This is a genomic window from Reyranella sp. (genome assembly GCF_965229815.1).
GTDB lineage: Bacteria > Pseudomonadota > Alphaproteobacteria > Reyranellales > Reyranellaceae > Reyranella.
Map to the genome: position 1 here is coordinate 1,937,026 of NZ_CBDDJN010000002.1, position 14,240 is coordinate 1,951,265.

15 protein-coding genes are annotated in these 14,240 nt (G+C 70.3%); 6 read left to right on the forward strand and 9 right to left on the reverse strand.

The window, feature by feature from the left end; all coding sequences use genetic code 11:
- Positions 1–51 precede the first annotated feature (51 nt).
- Genes ACO073_RS09750 through ACO073_RS09765 form a run of 4 tightly spaced genes read right to left on the reverse strand, consistent with a single transcriptional unit; the run spans position 52 to position 3,747 of the window.
- Positions 52–1,020, reverse strand: coding sequence for an ABC transporter ATP-binding protein (locus tag ACO073_RS09750; RefSeq protein WP_421997038.1), 969 nt, complete (start codon positions 1,018–1,020; stop codon positions 52–54).
- The gene (locus ACO073_RS09755; protein WP_421997039.1) at positions 1,017–1,973 is read right to left on the reverse strand and encodes an ABC transporter ATP-binding protein; all 957 of its coding nucleotides are present in this window, start codon (positions 1,971–1,973) and stop codon (positions 1,017–1,019) included. The genes ACO073_RS09750 and ACO073_RS09755 overlap by 4 nt, the downstream gene beginning before the upstream one ends.
- Entirely contained in the window at positions 1,970–2,833 is an 864-nt protein-coding gene (locus ACO073_RS09760) for an ABC transporter permease (protein ID WP_421997040.1), read from the reverse strand. Before ACO073_RS09760 ends, ACO073_RS09755 begins: the two co-directional genes overlap by 4 nt.
- Positions 2,830–3,747, reverse strand: a complete 918-nt coding sequence (locus ACO073_RS09765) for an ABC transporter permease (protein ID WP_421997041.1) — start codon at positions 3,745–3,747, stop codon at positions 2,830–2,832. The genes ACO073_RS09760 and ACO073_RS09765 overlap by 4 nt, the downstream gene beginning before the upstream one ends.
- Positions 3,748–3,882: 135 nt before the next feature.
- On the opposite strand from ACO073_RS09765, the gene ACO073_RS09770 reads away from it, so the two are divergent.
- The gene (locus ACO073_RS09770; protein WP_421997042.1) at positions 3,883–4,335 is read left to right on the forward strand and encodes a metallopeptidase family protein; all 453 of its coding nucleotides are present in this window, start codon (positions 3,883–3,885) and stop codon (positions 4,333–4,335) included.
- A 2-nt stretch (positions 4,336–4,337) separates the two neighbouring features.
- Here ACO073_RS09770 and ACO073_RS09775 read toward each other — a convergent pair whose 3' ends face one another.
- The 3 genes from ACO073_RS09775 to ACO073_RS09785 are packed head-to-tail and all read right to left on the reverse strand — an operon-like array spanning position 4,338 to position 7,256.
- Positions 4,338–5,756, reverse strand: coding sequence for a DUF1254 domain-containing protein (locus ACO073_RS09775; RefSeq protein WP_421997044.1), 1,419 nt, complete (start codon positions 5,754–5,756; stop codon positions 4,338–4,340).
- On the reverse strand, positions 5,753–6,295 hold the full coding sequence (locus tag ACO073_RS09780; protein ID WP_421997045.1) for a mismatch-specific DNA-glycosylase: 543 nt from the start codon (positions 6,293–6,295) through the stop codon (positions 5,753–5,755). Before ACO073_RS09780 ends, ACO073_RS09775 begins: the two co-directional genes overlap by 4 nt.
- Entirely contained in the window at positions 6,270–7,256 is a 987-nt protein-coding gene (locus tag ACO073_RS09785; RefSeq protein ID WP_421997047.1) for a Bug family tripartite tricarboxylate transporter substrate binding protein, read from the reverse strand. The genes ACO073_RS09780 and ACO073_RS09785 overlap by 26 nt, the downstream gene beginning before the upstream one ends.
- Positions 7,257–7,428: 172 nt before the next feature.
- Between ACO073_RS09785 and ACO073_RS09790 the strand changes: the two genes are divergently transcribed.
- From ACO073_RS09790 to ACO073_RS09810, 5 genes are read left to right on the forward strand one after another with little or no spacing between them, the layout of a single operon-like run.
- Positions 7,429–8,586, forward strand: coding sequence for an acyl-CoA dehydrogenase family protein (locus ACO073_RS09790; protein ID WP_421997048.1), 1,158 nt, complete (start codon positions 7,429–7,431; stop codon positions 8,584–8,586).
- Entirely contained in the window at positions 8,583–9,737 is a 1,155-nt protein-coding gene (locus ACO073_RS09795; protein WP_421997049.1) for a CaiB/BaiF CoA transferase family protein, read from the forward strand. Before ACO073_RS09790 ends, ACO073_RS09795 begins: the two co-directional genes overlap by 4 nt.
- Positions 9,734–10,840 (forward strand): CaiB/BaiF CoA transferase family protein, encoded by a 1,107-nt coding sequence (locus ACO073_RS09800; protein WP_421997050.1) that lies wholly within the window; start codon positions 9,734–9,736, stop codon positions 10,838–10,840. The genes ACO073_RS09795 and ACO073_RS09800 overlap by 4 nt, the downstream gene beginning before the upstream one ends.
- Before the next feature lie 33 nt (positions 10,841–10,873).
- Positions 10,874–11,251 (forward strand): hypothetical protein, encoded by a 378-nt coding sequence (locus tag ACO073_RS09805; RefSeq protein WP_421997051.1) that lies wholly within the window; start codon positions 10,874–10,876, stop codon positions 11,249–11,251.
- Between the two features lie 30 nt (positions 11,252–11,281).
- Positions 11,282–11,710 carry a DUF5991 domain-containing protein gene (locus tag ACO073_RS09810; RefSeq protein ID WP_421997052.1) on the forward strand — a complete coding sequence of 143 codons (429 nt, stop codon included), beginning with the start codon at positions 11,282–11,284 and terminating at the stop codon, positions 11,708–11,710.
- A gap of 7 nt (positions 11,711–11,717) precedes the next feature.
- Here ACO073_RS09810 and ACO073_RS09815 read toward each other — a convergent pair whose 3' ends face one another.
- Both ACO073_RS09815 and ACO073_RS09820 read right to left on the reverse strand, forming a co-directional pair.
- Positions 11,718–12,407, reverse strand: a complete 690-nt coding sequence (locus ACO073_RS09815; protein WP_421997053.1) for a hypothetical protein — start codon at positions 12,405–12,407, stop codon at positions 11,718–11,720.
- 4 nt (positions 12,408–12,411) lie between these two features.
- Positions 12,412–14,238 (reverse strand): acyl-CoA dehydrogenase family protein, encoded by a 1,827-nt coding sequence (locus ACO073_RS09820; RefSeq protein ID WP_421997054.1) that lies wholly within the window; start codon positions 14,236–14,238, stop codon positions 12,412–12,414.
- Between the last annotated feature and the right edge of the window lie 2 nt (positions 14,239–14,240).

Consider the following 14,240-nt stretch of genomic DNA (forward strand, 5'->3'; position numbering starts at 1 on the left):
CACTTTCCCACCCGTGCATTTCAATGGTAGCAAAGAGGAGTCGATGTTCAATCAGATTCGCTGCGGAACCAGCAGGCACTCCACGCCGCCGCCCGGCCGCGGCTTGAACGGCGGCGTCTCGACGGAGCAGCGCGGCTCGGCGACCGGGCAGCGCGGATGGAAGCGACAGCCGGGCGGGATGTTGGCCGGATCGGGCAGGGTGTCGCCCAGCCCGACATCCGGCACGCCGAGGCCCGGCTCGGGCGTCAGGACCGATGCCAGGAGGGCTCGCGTATAGGGATGCTCGGGCCGGCGGAACAGCGACTCTGTCGGGGCACGCTCGACCAGGCGGCCGAGATACATCACCGCCACCTCGCTCGCGACATGCTCCACGACGGCGAGGTTGTGGCTGATGAAGAGGTAGGTGAGGCCGAGGTCCCGGCGCAGCTCGCTCAGCAGGTTCAGGATCTGCGCCTGCACCGAGACGTCGAGCGCGCTGGTCGGCTCGTCGCACACCACGATGCGCGGCCGCAGCACCAGGGCGCGGGCGATCGCCACGCGCTGGCGCTGGCCGCCCGAGAGCTCGGCCGGCAGGCGGCGGCCCATCTCGGTCGTGAGGCCGACGCGGGCCAGCATCTCGTCGACCCGGCGGGCCGTCTCGCCGCGGTCGATGTCGCCCTGCGCCCTGAGCGGCATGGCGACGATGTCGCGCACGCGCGTCAGCGGGTTCAGCGAGGCGAAGGGATCCTGGAACACCGGCTGGATCAGGCGGGCGCGGGCGCGGCGATCCATCTTGGTCACCTGCTGGCCCTCGACGGCGATGTCGCCGGCCGTCGGTTCGAGCAGCCCCAGGATCAGGCGGGCGAGCGTGGACTTGCCGCAGCCCGATTCGCCCACGACGCCCAGCACGCCGCCGGTCGGCACGGAGAAGGAGATGTCGTCGACGGCCACGACGTGGCGGTCGCTGCCCAGCAGGCCGCCCTTGACCCTGAAGGTCTTGCGGACGCCCCTGACCTCGATGGCGGGAGGAAGCGCGCTCATGCCGGCAGCCGGCAGAGGAAGTCGTGGCCCGCGCCGGCGGCATGGCGCGGCACCGCGTGGGTGCAGGTCGCGTCGGCGAAGTCGCAGCGGTCGCGGAAGGCGCAGCCCTCGAAGCCCGGCCCGATGCGCGGGACCGTGCCCGGGATCGAGCCCAGCGGCTCGTCGGGGCGGATTCGGCCCGGCACCGGCACGCAGCGCAGCAGGCCCTGCGTGTAGGGATGCCGCGGATTGGCGAACAGCTCGGCCGTCGGCGCGCTCTCGACGACCTCGCCCGCGTACATCACCGACACGCGGTGGGCGACGCGCGCCACGATGCCGAGATCGTGGGTGATCAACAGCATGCCGAGCCCGAGGTCGCGCTGCAGGCCGGCCAGCAGGCGCAGGATCTGCGCCTGCACGGTGACGTCGAGCGCCGTGGTCGGCTCGTCGGCGATCAGCAGCCGGGGGTCGCACATCAGCGCCATGGCGATCATCACGCGCTGGCGCAGGCCGCCGGAGAGCTGGTGCGGGAACTGGCCGAGCCGCAGCCCCGGCGCGGTGATGCCGACGCGGGCCAGCAGGTCGGCGGCGCGGTCGGTGGCGGCGCGCTGCGTCGTCTTGCGGTGGCGCCGCAGCACCTCGGTCATCTGCGAGCCCACCGTGTAGGCGGGGTTGAGGCTGGTCATCGGCTCCTGGAAGATCATGGCCATGGCGTCGCCGCGCAGGGCGGCCATGCCCCCCTCGTTCAGACCCTGCAGGTCGCGGCCCTCGAAGGCCAGCCGCCGGGCCGACCGCCGCGCACCGCGCGCCAGCAGGTTCATCACCGACAGCGCGGTCACCGACTTGCCGCAGCCCGATTCGCCGACCAGGCAATGGGTCTCGCCGCGCTCGACCGTGAAGGAGACGCCGCGGACCGCCGACACGCGCCCGCCGAAGCTGACCTCGAGGCCCTCGACCTCCAGCAGGGCGCTCACGGGTCGGTCCTCGCGCCGAACGTGTCGCGCAGCCCGTCGCCCAGCAGGTTGATGCCCAGCACCAGCACGAACAGCGCCACGCCCGGGATCACGATCACCCAGGGACTGAAGAACATGTAGTCCTTGGCCTCGGCGATCATCAGGCCCCAGGACGGCAGGGGCGGCGGCACGCCGAGCCCAAGGAAGGACAGCGCCGCCTCGAGCAGGATGGCGAGCGCGATCTCGAGCGTCGCCACCACCACGAGGTGGCTCGCGATGTTCGGCAGGACCTCGCCCGCCAGGATGCGGAACCGCGAGCAGCCGGCGCACCAGGCCGCGGCGACGAAGTCGAGGTTGCGCACCTGCATGGTGGTCGAGCGGGCGACGACCGCGAAACGGTCCCACAGCAGCAGCCCGAGCGTGAGCACCAGCAGGGTCATCGAGCTGCCCAGCAGGCCGACCACCGCCAGCGCCACCAGGACCACCGGGATGCTGAGGCGCGTCGTGATGGCGAACAGCACCGCGTCGTCGGTCCGGCCGCCCAGGAAGCCGCCCAGCACGCCGAGCGCGATGCCGATCACGCCCGACACGATGGTCACGGTGACGCCGATCAGCATGGAGATGCGGCAGCCCCAGATCAGGCGGGAGAGGTAGTCGCGGCCGAGCTGGTCGGTGCCGAAAATGTGCTCGGTGCTGCCGCCTTCCATCCAGAAGGGTGGGACCAGGCGCTTGGAAAGGTCCTGCAGGAAGGGGTCGTAGGGCACCAGCAGCGGCGCGAACACCGCGCAGACGGTCGCGATGCCGACGATTGCGGCGCCGATCCAGGTGCTGACGCTGCGCCAGCCGCGACGCGGCCCGGCGACGACGGTGGCGACGCTCATTGGCCGCGCAGCCGCGGGTCGAGCACGGCGTTCATCAGGTCGGCGAACATCGTCAGCCCGACATAGATCACGGCCAGCACCAGAACAACGGCCTGCACGACCGGGAAGTCGTTCTTGCCGATGCTCTCCCAGGCGAGGAAGCCGACGCCATGCAGGGCGAAGACCTGCTCGATCACGATCGAGCCGCCGAGCATGAAGCCGAGCTGCACGGCGGCGATGGCGACGACCGGGATGGCGGCATTGCGCAGGGCATGCTTCAGCAGGATCGAGGCGCGCGACAGGCCCTTGGCCCGCGCCGTGCGGATATAGTCGGAACCCAGCGCCTGGATCATGCCGGCCCGGGTCAGGCGCGTCAGCGCCGGGATGGCGGAGAAGGCGAGCACGATGCCCGGCATGACGTAGTGCTGCCACGAGCCGGTCCCCGAGATCGGCAGCCAGCCGAGCTGCAGGCCCAGCACGATCATCAGGATCAGGCCGAGCCAGAAGGAGGGCATGGCCTGGCCGAACAGGGCGACGACCTGCACGACGCGGTCGAGGCCGGTGTTCTCGCGCACGGCCGCCAGGATGCCGAGCGGAAGCGAGACGACCAGCGCGATCAGCAGCCCGGTGATGCCGAGCGTCAGGGTCACCGGCATGCGCTCGGCGATCAGGGACGACACGCGCGTCTTGAAGAAGTAGCTCTCGCCGAGGTCGCCGGTGACGGCGCGGCCGACCCAGTCGAAGAACTGGGTGGTGACCGGGCGATCGAGGCCGTAGGCCTTGCGGATGGCCTCGACGTCGGCCTGGGTGGCGTTGGGCCCGGCGATGGAGATCGCGAGGTCGCCCGAGAGGCGGGTCAGGAGGAAGGCCAGCGTCATCACCGTGGCGGCAACGAGGAGGCCCACGATCAGACGGCGGACAATGAACTGAAGCATGCGCGTGTCGAGCTTAGAGCGGTTTGACGAAAAACGCGACCATGCGAATCCTGCGCCAAACCCGCGGCGCGTCGTCGATGATTCGTCCACCCCGGCCCCCTTGGCGGGCGCGCCGCGGTCCTATATGGGGGAGGCATGCCGGTCTTCAACAATCCGCGGCGCACGCCCTGCTTCGGCATGGCGCCCAGCCTGGAGGACTTCGAGGCCATCGCCGCCGAAGCGTTGGCGACGATTCCCGAGGAGTTCCGCCGGCATGTCGGAAACGTGCGCATCCAGGTCGACGACTTTCCGTCCGACGAGATCGAGAAGGCCATGGACCTCGAGACGCCGTTCGACCTTCTCGGCCTCTATCAGGGCGTGTCGATGATGGAGCGCGGCGCAGGCCACGTCGCCAACGACATCGACCGTATCTTCCTCTACCGGCGCCCCATCCTCGACTACTGGTGCGAATCGGGCGAGGACCTTCCGCATATCGTCCGCCACGTGCTGATCCACGAGATCGGCCACCATTTCGGCCTGAGCGACGACGACATGGAAGCGATCGAGGCCAAGGCCGAGGAAGAATCCCAGCGCGCCCAGCCGGGCTGAACTCACGCCGGCGCGACGCGCTGCAGCGCGGGCAACCGGTAGCTTCCGTCGATCATCGTCTGCCTGGGTTCGTAGGCGCGCAGCACCAGGCGCATCGCGCCGGCCGGGGCGGGCAGCCAGTTGGCGGCGCGGGCGCCGTCCGGCGGCTCGTGCTGGATGTAGAGGGTGAGCGAACCGTCCTCGCCGCGCACGAGGCCGCGCGTGCGGTCGCCGATCGAATGACGCCCGATCGGATTGTCGACCAGGAACGCGCGACCGTCCGCCATCACCTCGTAGGCCGCAAGCGACCAGAAGGCGCGCGCCGGCGGCAGGGCACCGGCCGGAAAGGCGAGCCGATAGGCCCAGGCGCCCGAGAGCGGCTGCCCGGCCGAATCGGCGTGGCCGGTCACATAGACGGCTTCCGCCGGCTCGAGGGCGCCCAGGCCCGAGAGCGCGACCCGGGCGCGATAGAGATGGTCGTCGCCGAAGCGGCCGAGATGGCGCTCGCTGTAGCTCCAGCCGTCGATCGTGCGGCCGCCGCGGGCGGCGGCGGCGCGGATCTCGGCGCGGCCCTGGGCGATGCCGGCCGCGATGGTCTCGCGCTCGACCCCGGAGAAGGCACGCTGGTCGAAGCGCCGGCCGGGGCGCAGCTTCAGCGCCGAGAAGGTTTCGAACGTGGCGCGGTCGCGCTCGCCGAGCGGGCTCTCGCTCAACGCCCGCAGCGCGGCGTCGAACAGGTCGAACGGGTCCTCCGGATGCGGGGCCGGCCAGTCGGCGACCGGCTCGACCGGCGCGACCGTGCGGTAGCGCATCAGCTCGCGCGTCTCAAGGATTCGCCGCTCGTTGCGCATGTCGGGCGTCTCGAGGAGCGTGCGCGTCTGCAGGACGTGCACGCGCTCGACCTCTTCGGGCCCGTCGACCAGCAGCCGCCCGATCAGCCACACCGAGTTGGTCGGCGACCGCAGCAGCGTGACCTCGGACGGGGCATCGCCGGTCCAGCGCGGTCCGACGATCATGTGGGTCGACGGACTGCCGCCGAGCCGCCGGTGGCTGACGGTGGCGATGGTGTCGGTGAACAGGTCGAGGAAGGCGTAGCTGTAGTAGAGGTCGCCGACCGGCGGCACGGTGAGGAACATCGGCTCGATCGACAGGTCGAGCCAGGCCCAGGAATAGAGCGTGTCGTTGTTGGGCGTCGTCACGGCGCGCGACCGGTGGTCGGCGAGCGTGCCGACGTGGCGGAAGCGGTTCAGGCGCTGGCGCAGCGGATTGGCCTCGTCGACCGTGGCCTGCCAGCGCGTGCGGTACATCTCGTAGACGGGGAAGAGGTAGATCGTGGCGCGCCGCGCGAGGTCCTGCAGCGTCGCGCTCGGCGCGATCTGTGCTCGCGCGAGCGCCGGCGCGGCGAGCGCCAGCCCGCCGGCCAGCAGATGGCGGCGCCTCATGCCGCGCGCTCCCGTTGCCGGCGCCGCGCCGCCACGAAGGCGGCCGCCTCGCGCCAGGGGGCCAGGGTCCAGAACGAGCGGGCGCGACCCGAGGGCGAGGCCAGCACGAAGGCGACCGCGCCCTCGAGCGGCTCGGCCTGCCGGCCGTAGGCGGGCGATTTCACGCCGAGCGCCAGCGAGGCGGCATGCTTGCTGGTGAAGGCGATCGCGGCGGGCCGGAAGCGCCGCAGCTTGGCGTGCAGGGCGGCAGCGTCCATGGCGTGGGCGCTGAGCTCGTGGTCGGAGCCGTACTCCGTCTTGTTGAGATCGGTCAGGCCCAGCCCGACCGTCAGCAGCTCGGGATAGCGCTGCGGCGCCAGCCGCTCCGGCGTCAGGCCGACCGCGTGCAGGGTCGGCCAGAAGGCGTTGCCGGGATTGGCGTAATATGCGCGGGCCTTGAAGGAGGCGGGGCTGGGCGCGGTGCCGCAGAACACCAGGTCGAGGCCCGGCGCCAGCAGGTCGGGGACGAGATGTCTATTGCGGCTTGATTCCCGCGGCACGAATGACCTCACCCCAGCGCTTGTGTTCCGCCTGGACGAAGGCGTCGATCTCGGGCAGCGACAGGTTGCCCGGCTCGAAGCCGCCCTGGCGCATGCTGGCGATCACCTCGGCATCCTGCAACGCCCGTTCGGTGGCGACGCGCAGCTTCTCCTTGGCCCTGGCCGGCGTGCCGGCGGGGACCGCCCACATCGACCACGAGGTCACGACGAGGTCGGGATAGCCCGCCTCGACCAGCGTCGGCACGTCCGGCGCGGCCGGCGACCGCCCGGCGCCGGTCGAGGCGAGGGGCTTCAGCTTGCCCGCGCTCACCTGGCCCATCAGGGAGTCGATGTTGGCGATGCAGAGCGGCACGTGCCCGGCCAGCACGTCGGCCGCCGCCGCGGCCGCGCCCCGGTAGCTGATGAAGGTGAGGTCCACGCCCGTCTTCTGCTTGAAGAGCTCCATGGTGAGCGAGGGCGAGGTACCGACGCCGGACGAGCCGTACTGGTACTTGCCGGGCTCGGCCCGGGCGGCGGCAATCAGCTTGGGCACCGTGTCGTGCGGGAACGACGGATGGCAGCAGAGAAGGTTGGGCTGCGTGCCGATCCACGCCGCCGTCTCGAGGTCGGTGAACGGGTTGTACGGCAGCCTGGCGTACATGTTGGGCGCGACGGCGTGGCTGGCGATGCCGCCCAGCAGCACCGAATAGCCGTCGGGCGGCGACTTGGCGACGTTGTCGGCGGCGATCGATCCGCCGGCCCCGGTGCGGTTGTCGATGACGAACGACTGGCCGAGATAGTCGGTGAGCTTGGCGCCCAGCCGGCGTGCGATGTTGTCCTGCGAGCCGCCCGCCGTGAACGGGCAGACGATGCGCACCGTGCGCGTCGGCCAGTCGTCGGCCTGCGCCAGCGCACGGCGGGCCTTCGCCGCCGCGACAAGGGGAACCGCGGCCAGCGCGGCGACGACGTCTCGGCGTTTCATGTCCTGTGCCTTCGTGCTTTGGAGGACTTTCCCCGCGGCGATCATGCATGGGGGCCCCGGTGCGGGCCAGCGGGCGCCGCCCGCAGGTTTCGCCGGACGGCGTTTCGACCTCCGGCCTCACGGCCTTGTCACCGGACGGGACGGGGAAGGATGATGCGCGCGGGAGGACGGCATGAACACGATGGACAAGGCCGACGAGGCGCAGCTTCTGGCGACGATCGACCGCTGGATCGAGCGCGAGGTGGCGCCACGGGTCAAGGAATTCGACCATGCCGACCGCTGGCCGGCCGAGATCGTCGAGCAGATGAAGGAGCTCGGCCTGTTCGGCGCCACGGTGAGCCCGGACTATGGCGGGCTCGGCCTGCCGGCCCGCACCTATGCCGAGATCGTCATGAAGGTATCCGCGGTCTGGATGGCGATCACCGGAATCTTCAACTCCCACCTGATGCTGGCGCTCGCCATCGAGAAGTTCGGCACCGAGCCGCAGAAGCGCCACTGGCTGCCCAAGCTGGCCTCGGGCGAGATACGCGGCGGGCTGGCGCTGACCGAGCCCGACGCCGGCACCGACCTGCAGGCGATCCGGCTGACAGCACGGCGCGAGGGCGACCACTACGTGCTGAACGGCACGAAGACCTGGATCTCCAACGGCATCGAGGGCTCGTGCTTCGCGCTCCTGGTCAAGACCAACCCCGAGGCGCAGCCGCGCCATTCGGGCATGAGCCTTTTCATCGCGCCCAAGGGGCCGGGCTTCCGGGTCGGCCGCAAGCTCGAGAAGCTCGGCTACCATTCGATCGATTCCGGCGAACTGATCTTCGAGGATTACCGCGTGCCGGCCGATCACCTGATCGGCGAGGTCGAGGGCCGCGGCTTCACCCAGGTGGCGGGCGGGCTGGAGCTCGGACGCATCAACGTGGCGGCCCGCGGCGTCGGCATCGCCGAGGGCGCGCTGAAGCTCGCGACCAGCTACTCGCAGATCCGCAAGACCTTCGGCAAGCCGATCTGCGAGCACCAGGCGATCCAGCTCAAGCTCGGCGAGATGGCGACCCGCGCCCGCGCCGCCCGCCTGCTGACGCTCGACGCCGCCGATGCCTTCGATCGCGGCGAGCGCTGCGACCTGCAGGCCGGCATGGCCAAGTACTTCTCCTCGGAGGCGGCGCTGGAGAACAGCATCGAATCGATGCGCATCCACGGCGCCTACGGCTATTCCAAGGAATACGACATCGAGCGGCTCTACCGCGACGCGCCGCTCACCTGCATCGGCGAGGGCACCAACGAGATGCAGCGCATCATCATCGCCCGCCAGTGGATCAAGCGGCACGCCGAACTATGAGCGCCCGCAGCCCCTCGAAGCCTCTCGAGGGCATCCGCGTGCTCACGCTGGAGCAGTTCGGCGCCGGGCCCTACGGCACCATGTTCCTGGCCGAGCTCGGCGCCGAAGTGATCAAGGTCGAGGCGCCCGAGGGCGATCCCTCGCGCCAGGTCGGCCCGCACAGGCTCGGGTCAGACGACAGCCAGTACTTCCAGGCCTGGAACCTCGGCAAGAAGAGCGTGACGCTGGACATCAAGTCGGCCGAGGGCCGGCGGCAGTTCGAGGTGCTGGTGAAGAGCGCCGACTGTGTCGTCAACAACCTGCGCGGCACGCAGCCCGCCCGCCTCGGCATCGACTATGCGAGCCTGAAGTCGATCAAGCCCTCGATCGTCTGCCTGCATATCTCGGCCTACGGGCGCGCCGGCGAGCGCGCCGACTGGCCGGGCTACGATTTCCTGATGCAGGCCGAGGCCGGGCTGATGGAGCTGACCGGCGACCCCGAGGGCGCGCCGACGCGGGTCGGCGTGTCGCTGATCGACAGCATGAGCGGCCTCACCGGCGCCGTGGGCCTGCTGGCCTGCCTGCTGCGGGCGAAGACCACGGGGCAGGGCTGCGACGTCGAGACCTGCCTGTACGACGTCGCCATGCACCAGCTCACCTATCCCGGCGTCTGGTACCTCAACGAGGGCGACGTCTCGCCGCGCGTGCCAAGAAGCGCTCACCTGTCGCTGGCGCCCGTCCAGACCTTCCCGACCCGGGACGGCTGGATCTTCATCATGTGCATGACCCAGAAGTTCTGGCTGTCGCTCGTGAAGGCGATGGACCGCGAGGATCTCCTGGCCGATCCGCGCTTCCCCGATCCCAACACGCGGGCCGTCAACCGGGCGGAACTCACGGACGCGCTCGACCCGACCTTCCGCCGGCTCACCACGGCCGAGTGGCTGCAGCGGTTCAACGGCGTGCTGCCGGCGGCGCCCGTCCATCGCCTCGACCAGGCGCTCGATAGCGGCTTCGCGCGCGGGACCGGCATGGTCTCGGCCGTGCCGCATCCGGTGAAGGGCAGCCTGCGGGTCATCGCCAATCCGCTGCGCATCGACGGCGAGCGGCCGGCCCAGGCCGCCTGCTCGGCACTCGGGGCCGACAACGACGCTCTGCTGGAAAAGGACACATGAAGCTCGAAGGTCTGAAGGTCGTCGACCTCTCCTGGTTCCTGCCGGGGCCGTACCTCACGACGGCGCTGGCCGATCATGGCGCCGAGGTGATCAAGGTCGAGCCGCCCGACGGCGATCCGGGCCGTCACATCCTGCCGCCGGACGAGCGCACCTCGGTGTTCTTCCGCAACATGGGTCGCGGCAAGAAGAGCGTCGTGCTCGACCTCAAGAGCGAGCAGGGGCGGGCCGACCTGTTCCGGCTGGCCTGCGAGGCCGACGTCCTGGTCGAGTCGTTCCGTCCCGGCGTCGCGGCGCGCTTCGGCGTCGGCTACGAGGCGGTCCGGGAGAAGAACCCCGGCATCGTCTACTGCTCGATCAGCGCCTTCGGCCAGGACGGCGCCTATCCCGGCCGCGCCGCGCACGACCTTGCGCTCGAGGCGATGACCGGCGTGCTGTCGCTGACCCTGGGCGACGACGGCAGGCCGGCGATCCCCGGCATTCCCGTGGCCGACCTGGTGAGCGGCCTGCACGGCCTCTCCGGCGTGCTGATGGCGCTGTTGCGGCGCACGACCACGGGCAAGGGCGACTACATCGACGTCTCGATGCACGAGGCGCTGATGGCCTCCTGCGCCAACGTGGTCGGCACCGCCTTCAAGGAGAACCGCCATCCCGACGTGAAGAACCAGCGCACGACCGGCGGCTCGGCCTTCTATCGCGTCTACGACACGGCGGACGGCCGCCAGCTCGTGGTGGCCGGGCAGGAGATGAAGTTCATCCGCGCGCTGCTCGGGGCGCTCGGACGGCCGGAGCTCGTGGAGCTCTGCGAATGGCCGGGCGCGCACCAGAAGCCGGTGATGGACTTCCTCGCCGCGACCTTCCGCGGGAAGCCGCTGGCGCACTGGATGCAGTGGCTCGACACGCTCGACATCTGCTGGGGGCCGGTCAACACGCTGCCCGAGGCGATCGCCGATCCCAACCTGGCAAAGCGCGGCGCCATCGTCGTGGCCGAGGACGGCCGCAAGCACTTTGCGCCGGTCGTGCGATTTCACGACGAGCCGTCGCGACCGCTCTATCGCGAGCCGCTGCTGGGCGAGCATACGGCGGAGGTTCTCGCCAAGCGGTAGCAACCCGCGTCAGATGGGGCGCGTTGCGGCCGCATGGTGCGATTCCTCACCGGCCCGGCGCTCGTGCTTGCCGCCCTCGTCCCGGCGATTGGAGTGGCGGCGGACGTCAAGATCGTGGGCCAGAGCCATGCGACGCCGCAGCTCAAGCGCGACGTGCTCACCGTCATCCTCGGCTATGCCAGGGGCCGGCACTCCTGCGGCACGCTGACGTCGGCCGAGACGGCGCCGCTGGCCAAGGACTACGAGCCCAAAAGCGCGATGTTCAGGACCTCGGCGCCGGGCCATGTCTACGAACGCTGGGTTGTCGACCTGTGCGGCACCAAGCGGGCCTTCCTGGTCGCCCTGTGGCCGTCGCCCAAGGGCGGCGCCGACTACAAGGTTGTCGAGGTCCCGCCCGGCGGCGAGTCCTGATTCCACCCTTTTCAAAGCAAGGAGTTTCCGATGAAGCGCAGCGTCATGGTGTGCCTCGCCGTCGCCCTCGGCGCGACCGGCACCGCCTTTGCCGCCGGCCCGTGGGACGGCACCTACGTCTACGAGCAGGGGCTGGGCAGGAATCCCGGCGGAATCGCGCTGTTCGTGACGCACACGCTCACCGTCGACGGAGCGACCTGCCGCGTCGACGCCGAAGGCGTGCAGACCAACGAGCATATCGTCTGCAAGGCGACGCCCAGCGGCGACAAGCTCGAGGTGACGTTCGTCAGCTTCAAGAACGGCTCGATGCTCGACCAGTTCGGCAACAAGAAGTATGCGCCCGGCCAGAAGCTGTTCTCCCTGGCGCGCCAGGGCAACGGCATCGCCACGACCTGGCAGGGCTACAGCAAGGAAGCCGTCGATACCGCCGGCCCGCCGACCTTCCAGAAGAAGAAGTGAAGCGAAGTTAGTCCAGGGCGGCCGTGATCTGGCCGGCCGTCATGCCTTCCTTCTCCTCGCGCAGCAGCACGTAGAAGATCGCCGGCAGCGGCTGCACGACGATCGCCGCGACGGCGCCATAGACGGCGAGGAGGAGGCGGGCGAGCGCGCCGTGGCCGAACAGGGCCAGGATCAGCCAGCCGCCGACGAGGAAGAAGACGAACCACAGCAGGAAGGCGCCGAGGATCGGCAGGCGCCGGCCGCGGGTGAGATCGGCGCTGCGGCTGAAGGCGCCGCCGATGTCGAGCCGCTCGACCATCATGGCGGGAACCGTCACCGCCCAGAGCGGCAGCAGGAAGAACGGCGGGATGACGAGGATCGTCGACAGCGCGATGACGAGGTACTGGATGACGCCCAGGAGGAGCAGGCGGCCGAACAGCGGTCCCTGCAGCTGCCGCAGGATGGGTTCCCAGTCCGGCCTGTTTCCGGCCAGCGCCTGCAACGTGGCCCAGGTCAGGCAGATCGCCGTGGCGACGCCGGCCAGGAGATGGACCAGACCGCCGAGCAGGCCGAGGCTCAGCACGTCGACCACGGCTGTGACGGCAGCGAAGATCAACGTCACCGTGACGAAGGCCGGGAAGTTGTCGCGCGCCATCTGGTAGGAGCGCTGGAGCACCGACGTCGCGGTCCAGGGCGGCGGGGAGAGCGGGGCTGTCATGGCCCTATCCTACCAGAGACGCGGCCCGCGCGAGAGGCACCGGCGCGTCCTGCAACAGCAGATCCATCGCCTCCTGTTCCCAGGTCGAATCCGACAGCGCCAGCGGGTCCTGCGGCGCCAGCCGGTGCTCGATCACAAGGCGCGACAGGAGCAGCCGGCGGGCATCGCCGCCGCGGGCGCCGAGCGTCGCTCCCTCCCAGGCCAGCAGTGCCGCCGTCGTCGCGTGGTAGAGCGCGCCGGCGGCCAGACGGCAGCGCTTTTCCTGCGCGGGATCGGCGGCGATGGCCTCGACGAAGCGCTCGACCCGGTCGAGCGTCGCGCCCAGCAGTCCCTTGTACTGGCCGGGCAGGGCATCGGAGCGCTCGAACCGGTCCTTCAGGGAAGCGGTCAGGGCCTTGTGGCCGCCGCTCTTGCCGACGGCACGCTGGACCACGTCGAGGGCGTTGATGTTGGAGGTGCCCTCCCACAGCGTGCCGATCTGGGCATCGCGCACCAGGCGGGCCGTCACCCACTCCTCGATGTAGCCCAGGCCGCCGCGCACCTCGAGCGCCTGGCTGGCGACCGGGATATTGTCGCGGCAGGCGCGGAACTTGTAGACCGGCGTCAGGATGCGCAGCAGGTTGGCCGCGTCGCGGTCGCCCTCGTTGGCCCGCCCCATCGCGTCGGCGGAGAAGGCGTACATCGACAGCGCCTGCTCGGTCGGCAGCATGATCTTCATGAGCTGGCGGCGCAGCAGCGGGTACTCGCCGATCGGCTTGCCGAAGGCGCGGCGGCTGCGGGCGACCACCATCGCCTCGTTGAGGCAGCGCCGCATCATCGCGGCGGCGCGCACGCCGTGGCTCAGCCGCGACAGGTTCACCTGCTCCATCATCTGCTTGAAGCCCTTGTCGACGTCGCCCACCAGGTAGGCGACCGCGCCGTCGAGGATGATCTCGCCCGACGCCATGGAGCGCGTGCCGAGCTTGTCCTTCAGGCGCACGATCCGGTAGCTGTTGCGCCGCCCGTCCTCGAGCCGCCGCGGCAGGGCGAACATGCCGAGCCCGCGCGTGCCGGGCGCCGCGCCGCGCGGCCGCGCCAGCAGGACGGCGACGTCGGCGTCGGCATGGCTGCAGAACCATTTCTGGCCATGGAGCTTCCAGCGCTCGACGCCGTCGGGCCTGAACTCGGGATCGTTGGTCCCGATCCGCTCGGCCTCGGTCTCCAGCGCGCCGACGTCGGAGCCGCCTGCCTTCTCGGTCATGAACTGCGTGCCCTTGAGCATCGTCGCCGGGTCCTGGCTCAGCAGCCGGTCGAGCAGCAACGCCTTCAGCGCCGGCGAACCGAAGCGCTTGATGATGAAGTTCGACGTGTCGGACACCGAGACCGGGCACATCAGGCCGAACTCGGCCTGCACGAAGAGATAGGTGATCGCGTATTTCACCAGCGGATGCGCCGTCTCCGCGAGGCCCAGCACGCCGGCGCGATGGCTCATCGCGTGCATGCCGAATTCCTCGAACGCGATCTTCTCCATCTCGCGGTAGGACGGGTGGTAGTCGATCCAGTCCTCGTCGCGACCGAACCGGTCGCGCGGCTGCAGCACGGGCGGATGCTTGTCGGCCGTCATCGCGAGGTCGTCGAGGCGGCCGCCGGCCAGCTCGCCCAGCCGCTCGAAATGCGGCGTCATGTGCCGCAGCAGGGCGGGGTCCATGTAGAGCGACAACAGGTCCTGGAACTGCCGGTCGACGGCATAGAAGTTCCTTCCGTGCGCGTCGGGCGCGATGTGCTCCGCGCCGTGCGGCCGGACGATGGCGGTCGAGGCGGCGGTCGAGGCGGCGGTCGTGGTGTCGGGCATGG

Excerpts from the sequence above, each read along its gene's own strand:
- ACO073_RS09760 (WP_421997040.1), bottom strand. The coding sequence starts at position 2,833 with ATGAGCGTCGCCACCGTCGTCGCCGGGCCGCGTCGCGGCTGGCGCAGC.
- ACO073_RS09795 (WP_421997049.1), top strand. The coding sequence starts at position 8,583 with ATGAGCGCCCGCAGCCCCTCGAAGCCTCTCGAGGGCATCCGCGTGCTC.
- ACO073_RS09770 (WP_421997042.1), top strand. The coding sequence starts at position 3,883 with ATGCCGGTCTTCAACAATCCGCGGCGCACGCCCTGCTTCGGCATGGCG.
- ACO073_RS09800 (WP_421997050.1), top strand. The coding sequence starts at position 9,734 with ATGAAGCTCGAAGGTCTGAAGGTCGTCGACCTCTCCTGGTTCCTGCCG.
- ACO073_RS09805 (WP_421997051.1), top strand. The coding sequence starts at position 10,874 with ATGGTGCGATTCCTCACCGGCCCGGCGCTCGTGCTTGCCGCCCTCGTC.
- ACO073_RS09765 (WP_421997041.1), bottom strand. The coding sequence starts at position 3,747 with ATGCTTCAGTTCATTGTCCGCCGTCTGATCGTGGGCCTCCTCGTTGCC.
- ACO073_RS09775 (WP_421997044.1), bottom strand. The coding sequence starts at position 5,756 with ATGAGGCGCCGCCATCTGCTGGCCGGCGGGCTGGCGCTCGCCGCGCCG.
- ACO073_RS09815 (WP_421997053.1), bottom strand. The coding sequence starts at position 12,407 with ATGACAGCCCCGCTCTCCCCGCCGCCCTGGACCGCGACGTCGGTGCTC.
- ACO073_RS09810 (WP_421997052.1), top strand. The coding sequence starts at position 11,282 with ATGAAGCGCAGCGTCATGGTGTGCCTCGCCGTCGCCCTCGGCGCGACC.
- ACO073_RS09750 (WP_421997038.1), bottom strand. The coding sequence starts at position 1,020 with ATGAGCGCGCTTCCTCCCGCCATCGAGGTCAGGGGCGTCCGCAAGACC.
- ACO073_RS09820 (WP_421997054.1), bottom strand. The coding sequence starts at position 14,238 with ATGCCCGACACCACGACCGCCGCCTCGACCGCCGCCTCGACCGCCATC.
- ACO073_RS09785 (WP_421997047.1), bottom strand. The coding sequence starts at position 7,256 with ATGAAACGCCGAGACGTCGTCGCCGCGCTGGCCGCGGTTCCCCTTGTC.
- ACO073_RS09790 (WP_421997048.1), top strand. The coding sequence starts at position 7,429 with ATGAACACGATGGACAAGGCCGACGAGGCGCAGCTTCTGGCGACGATC.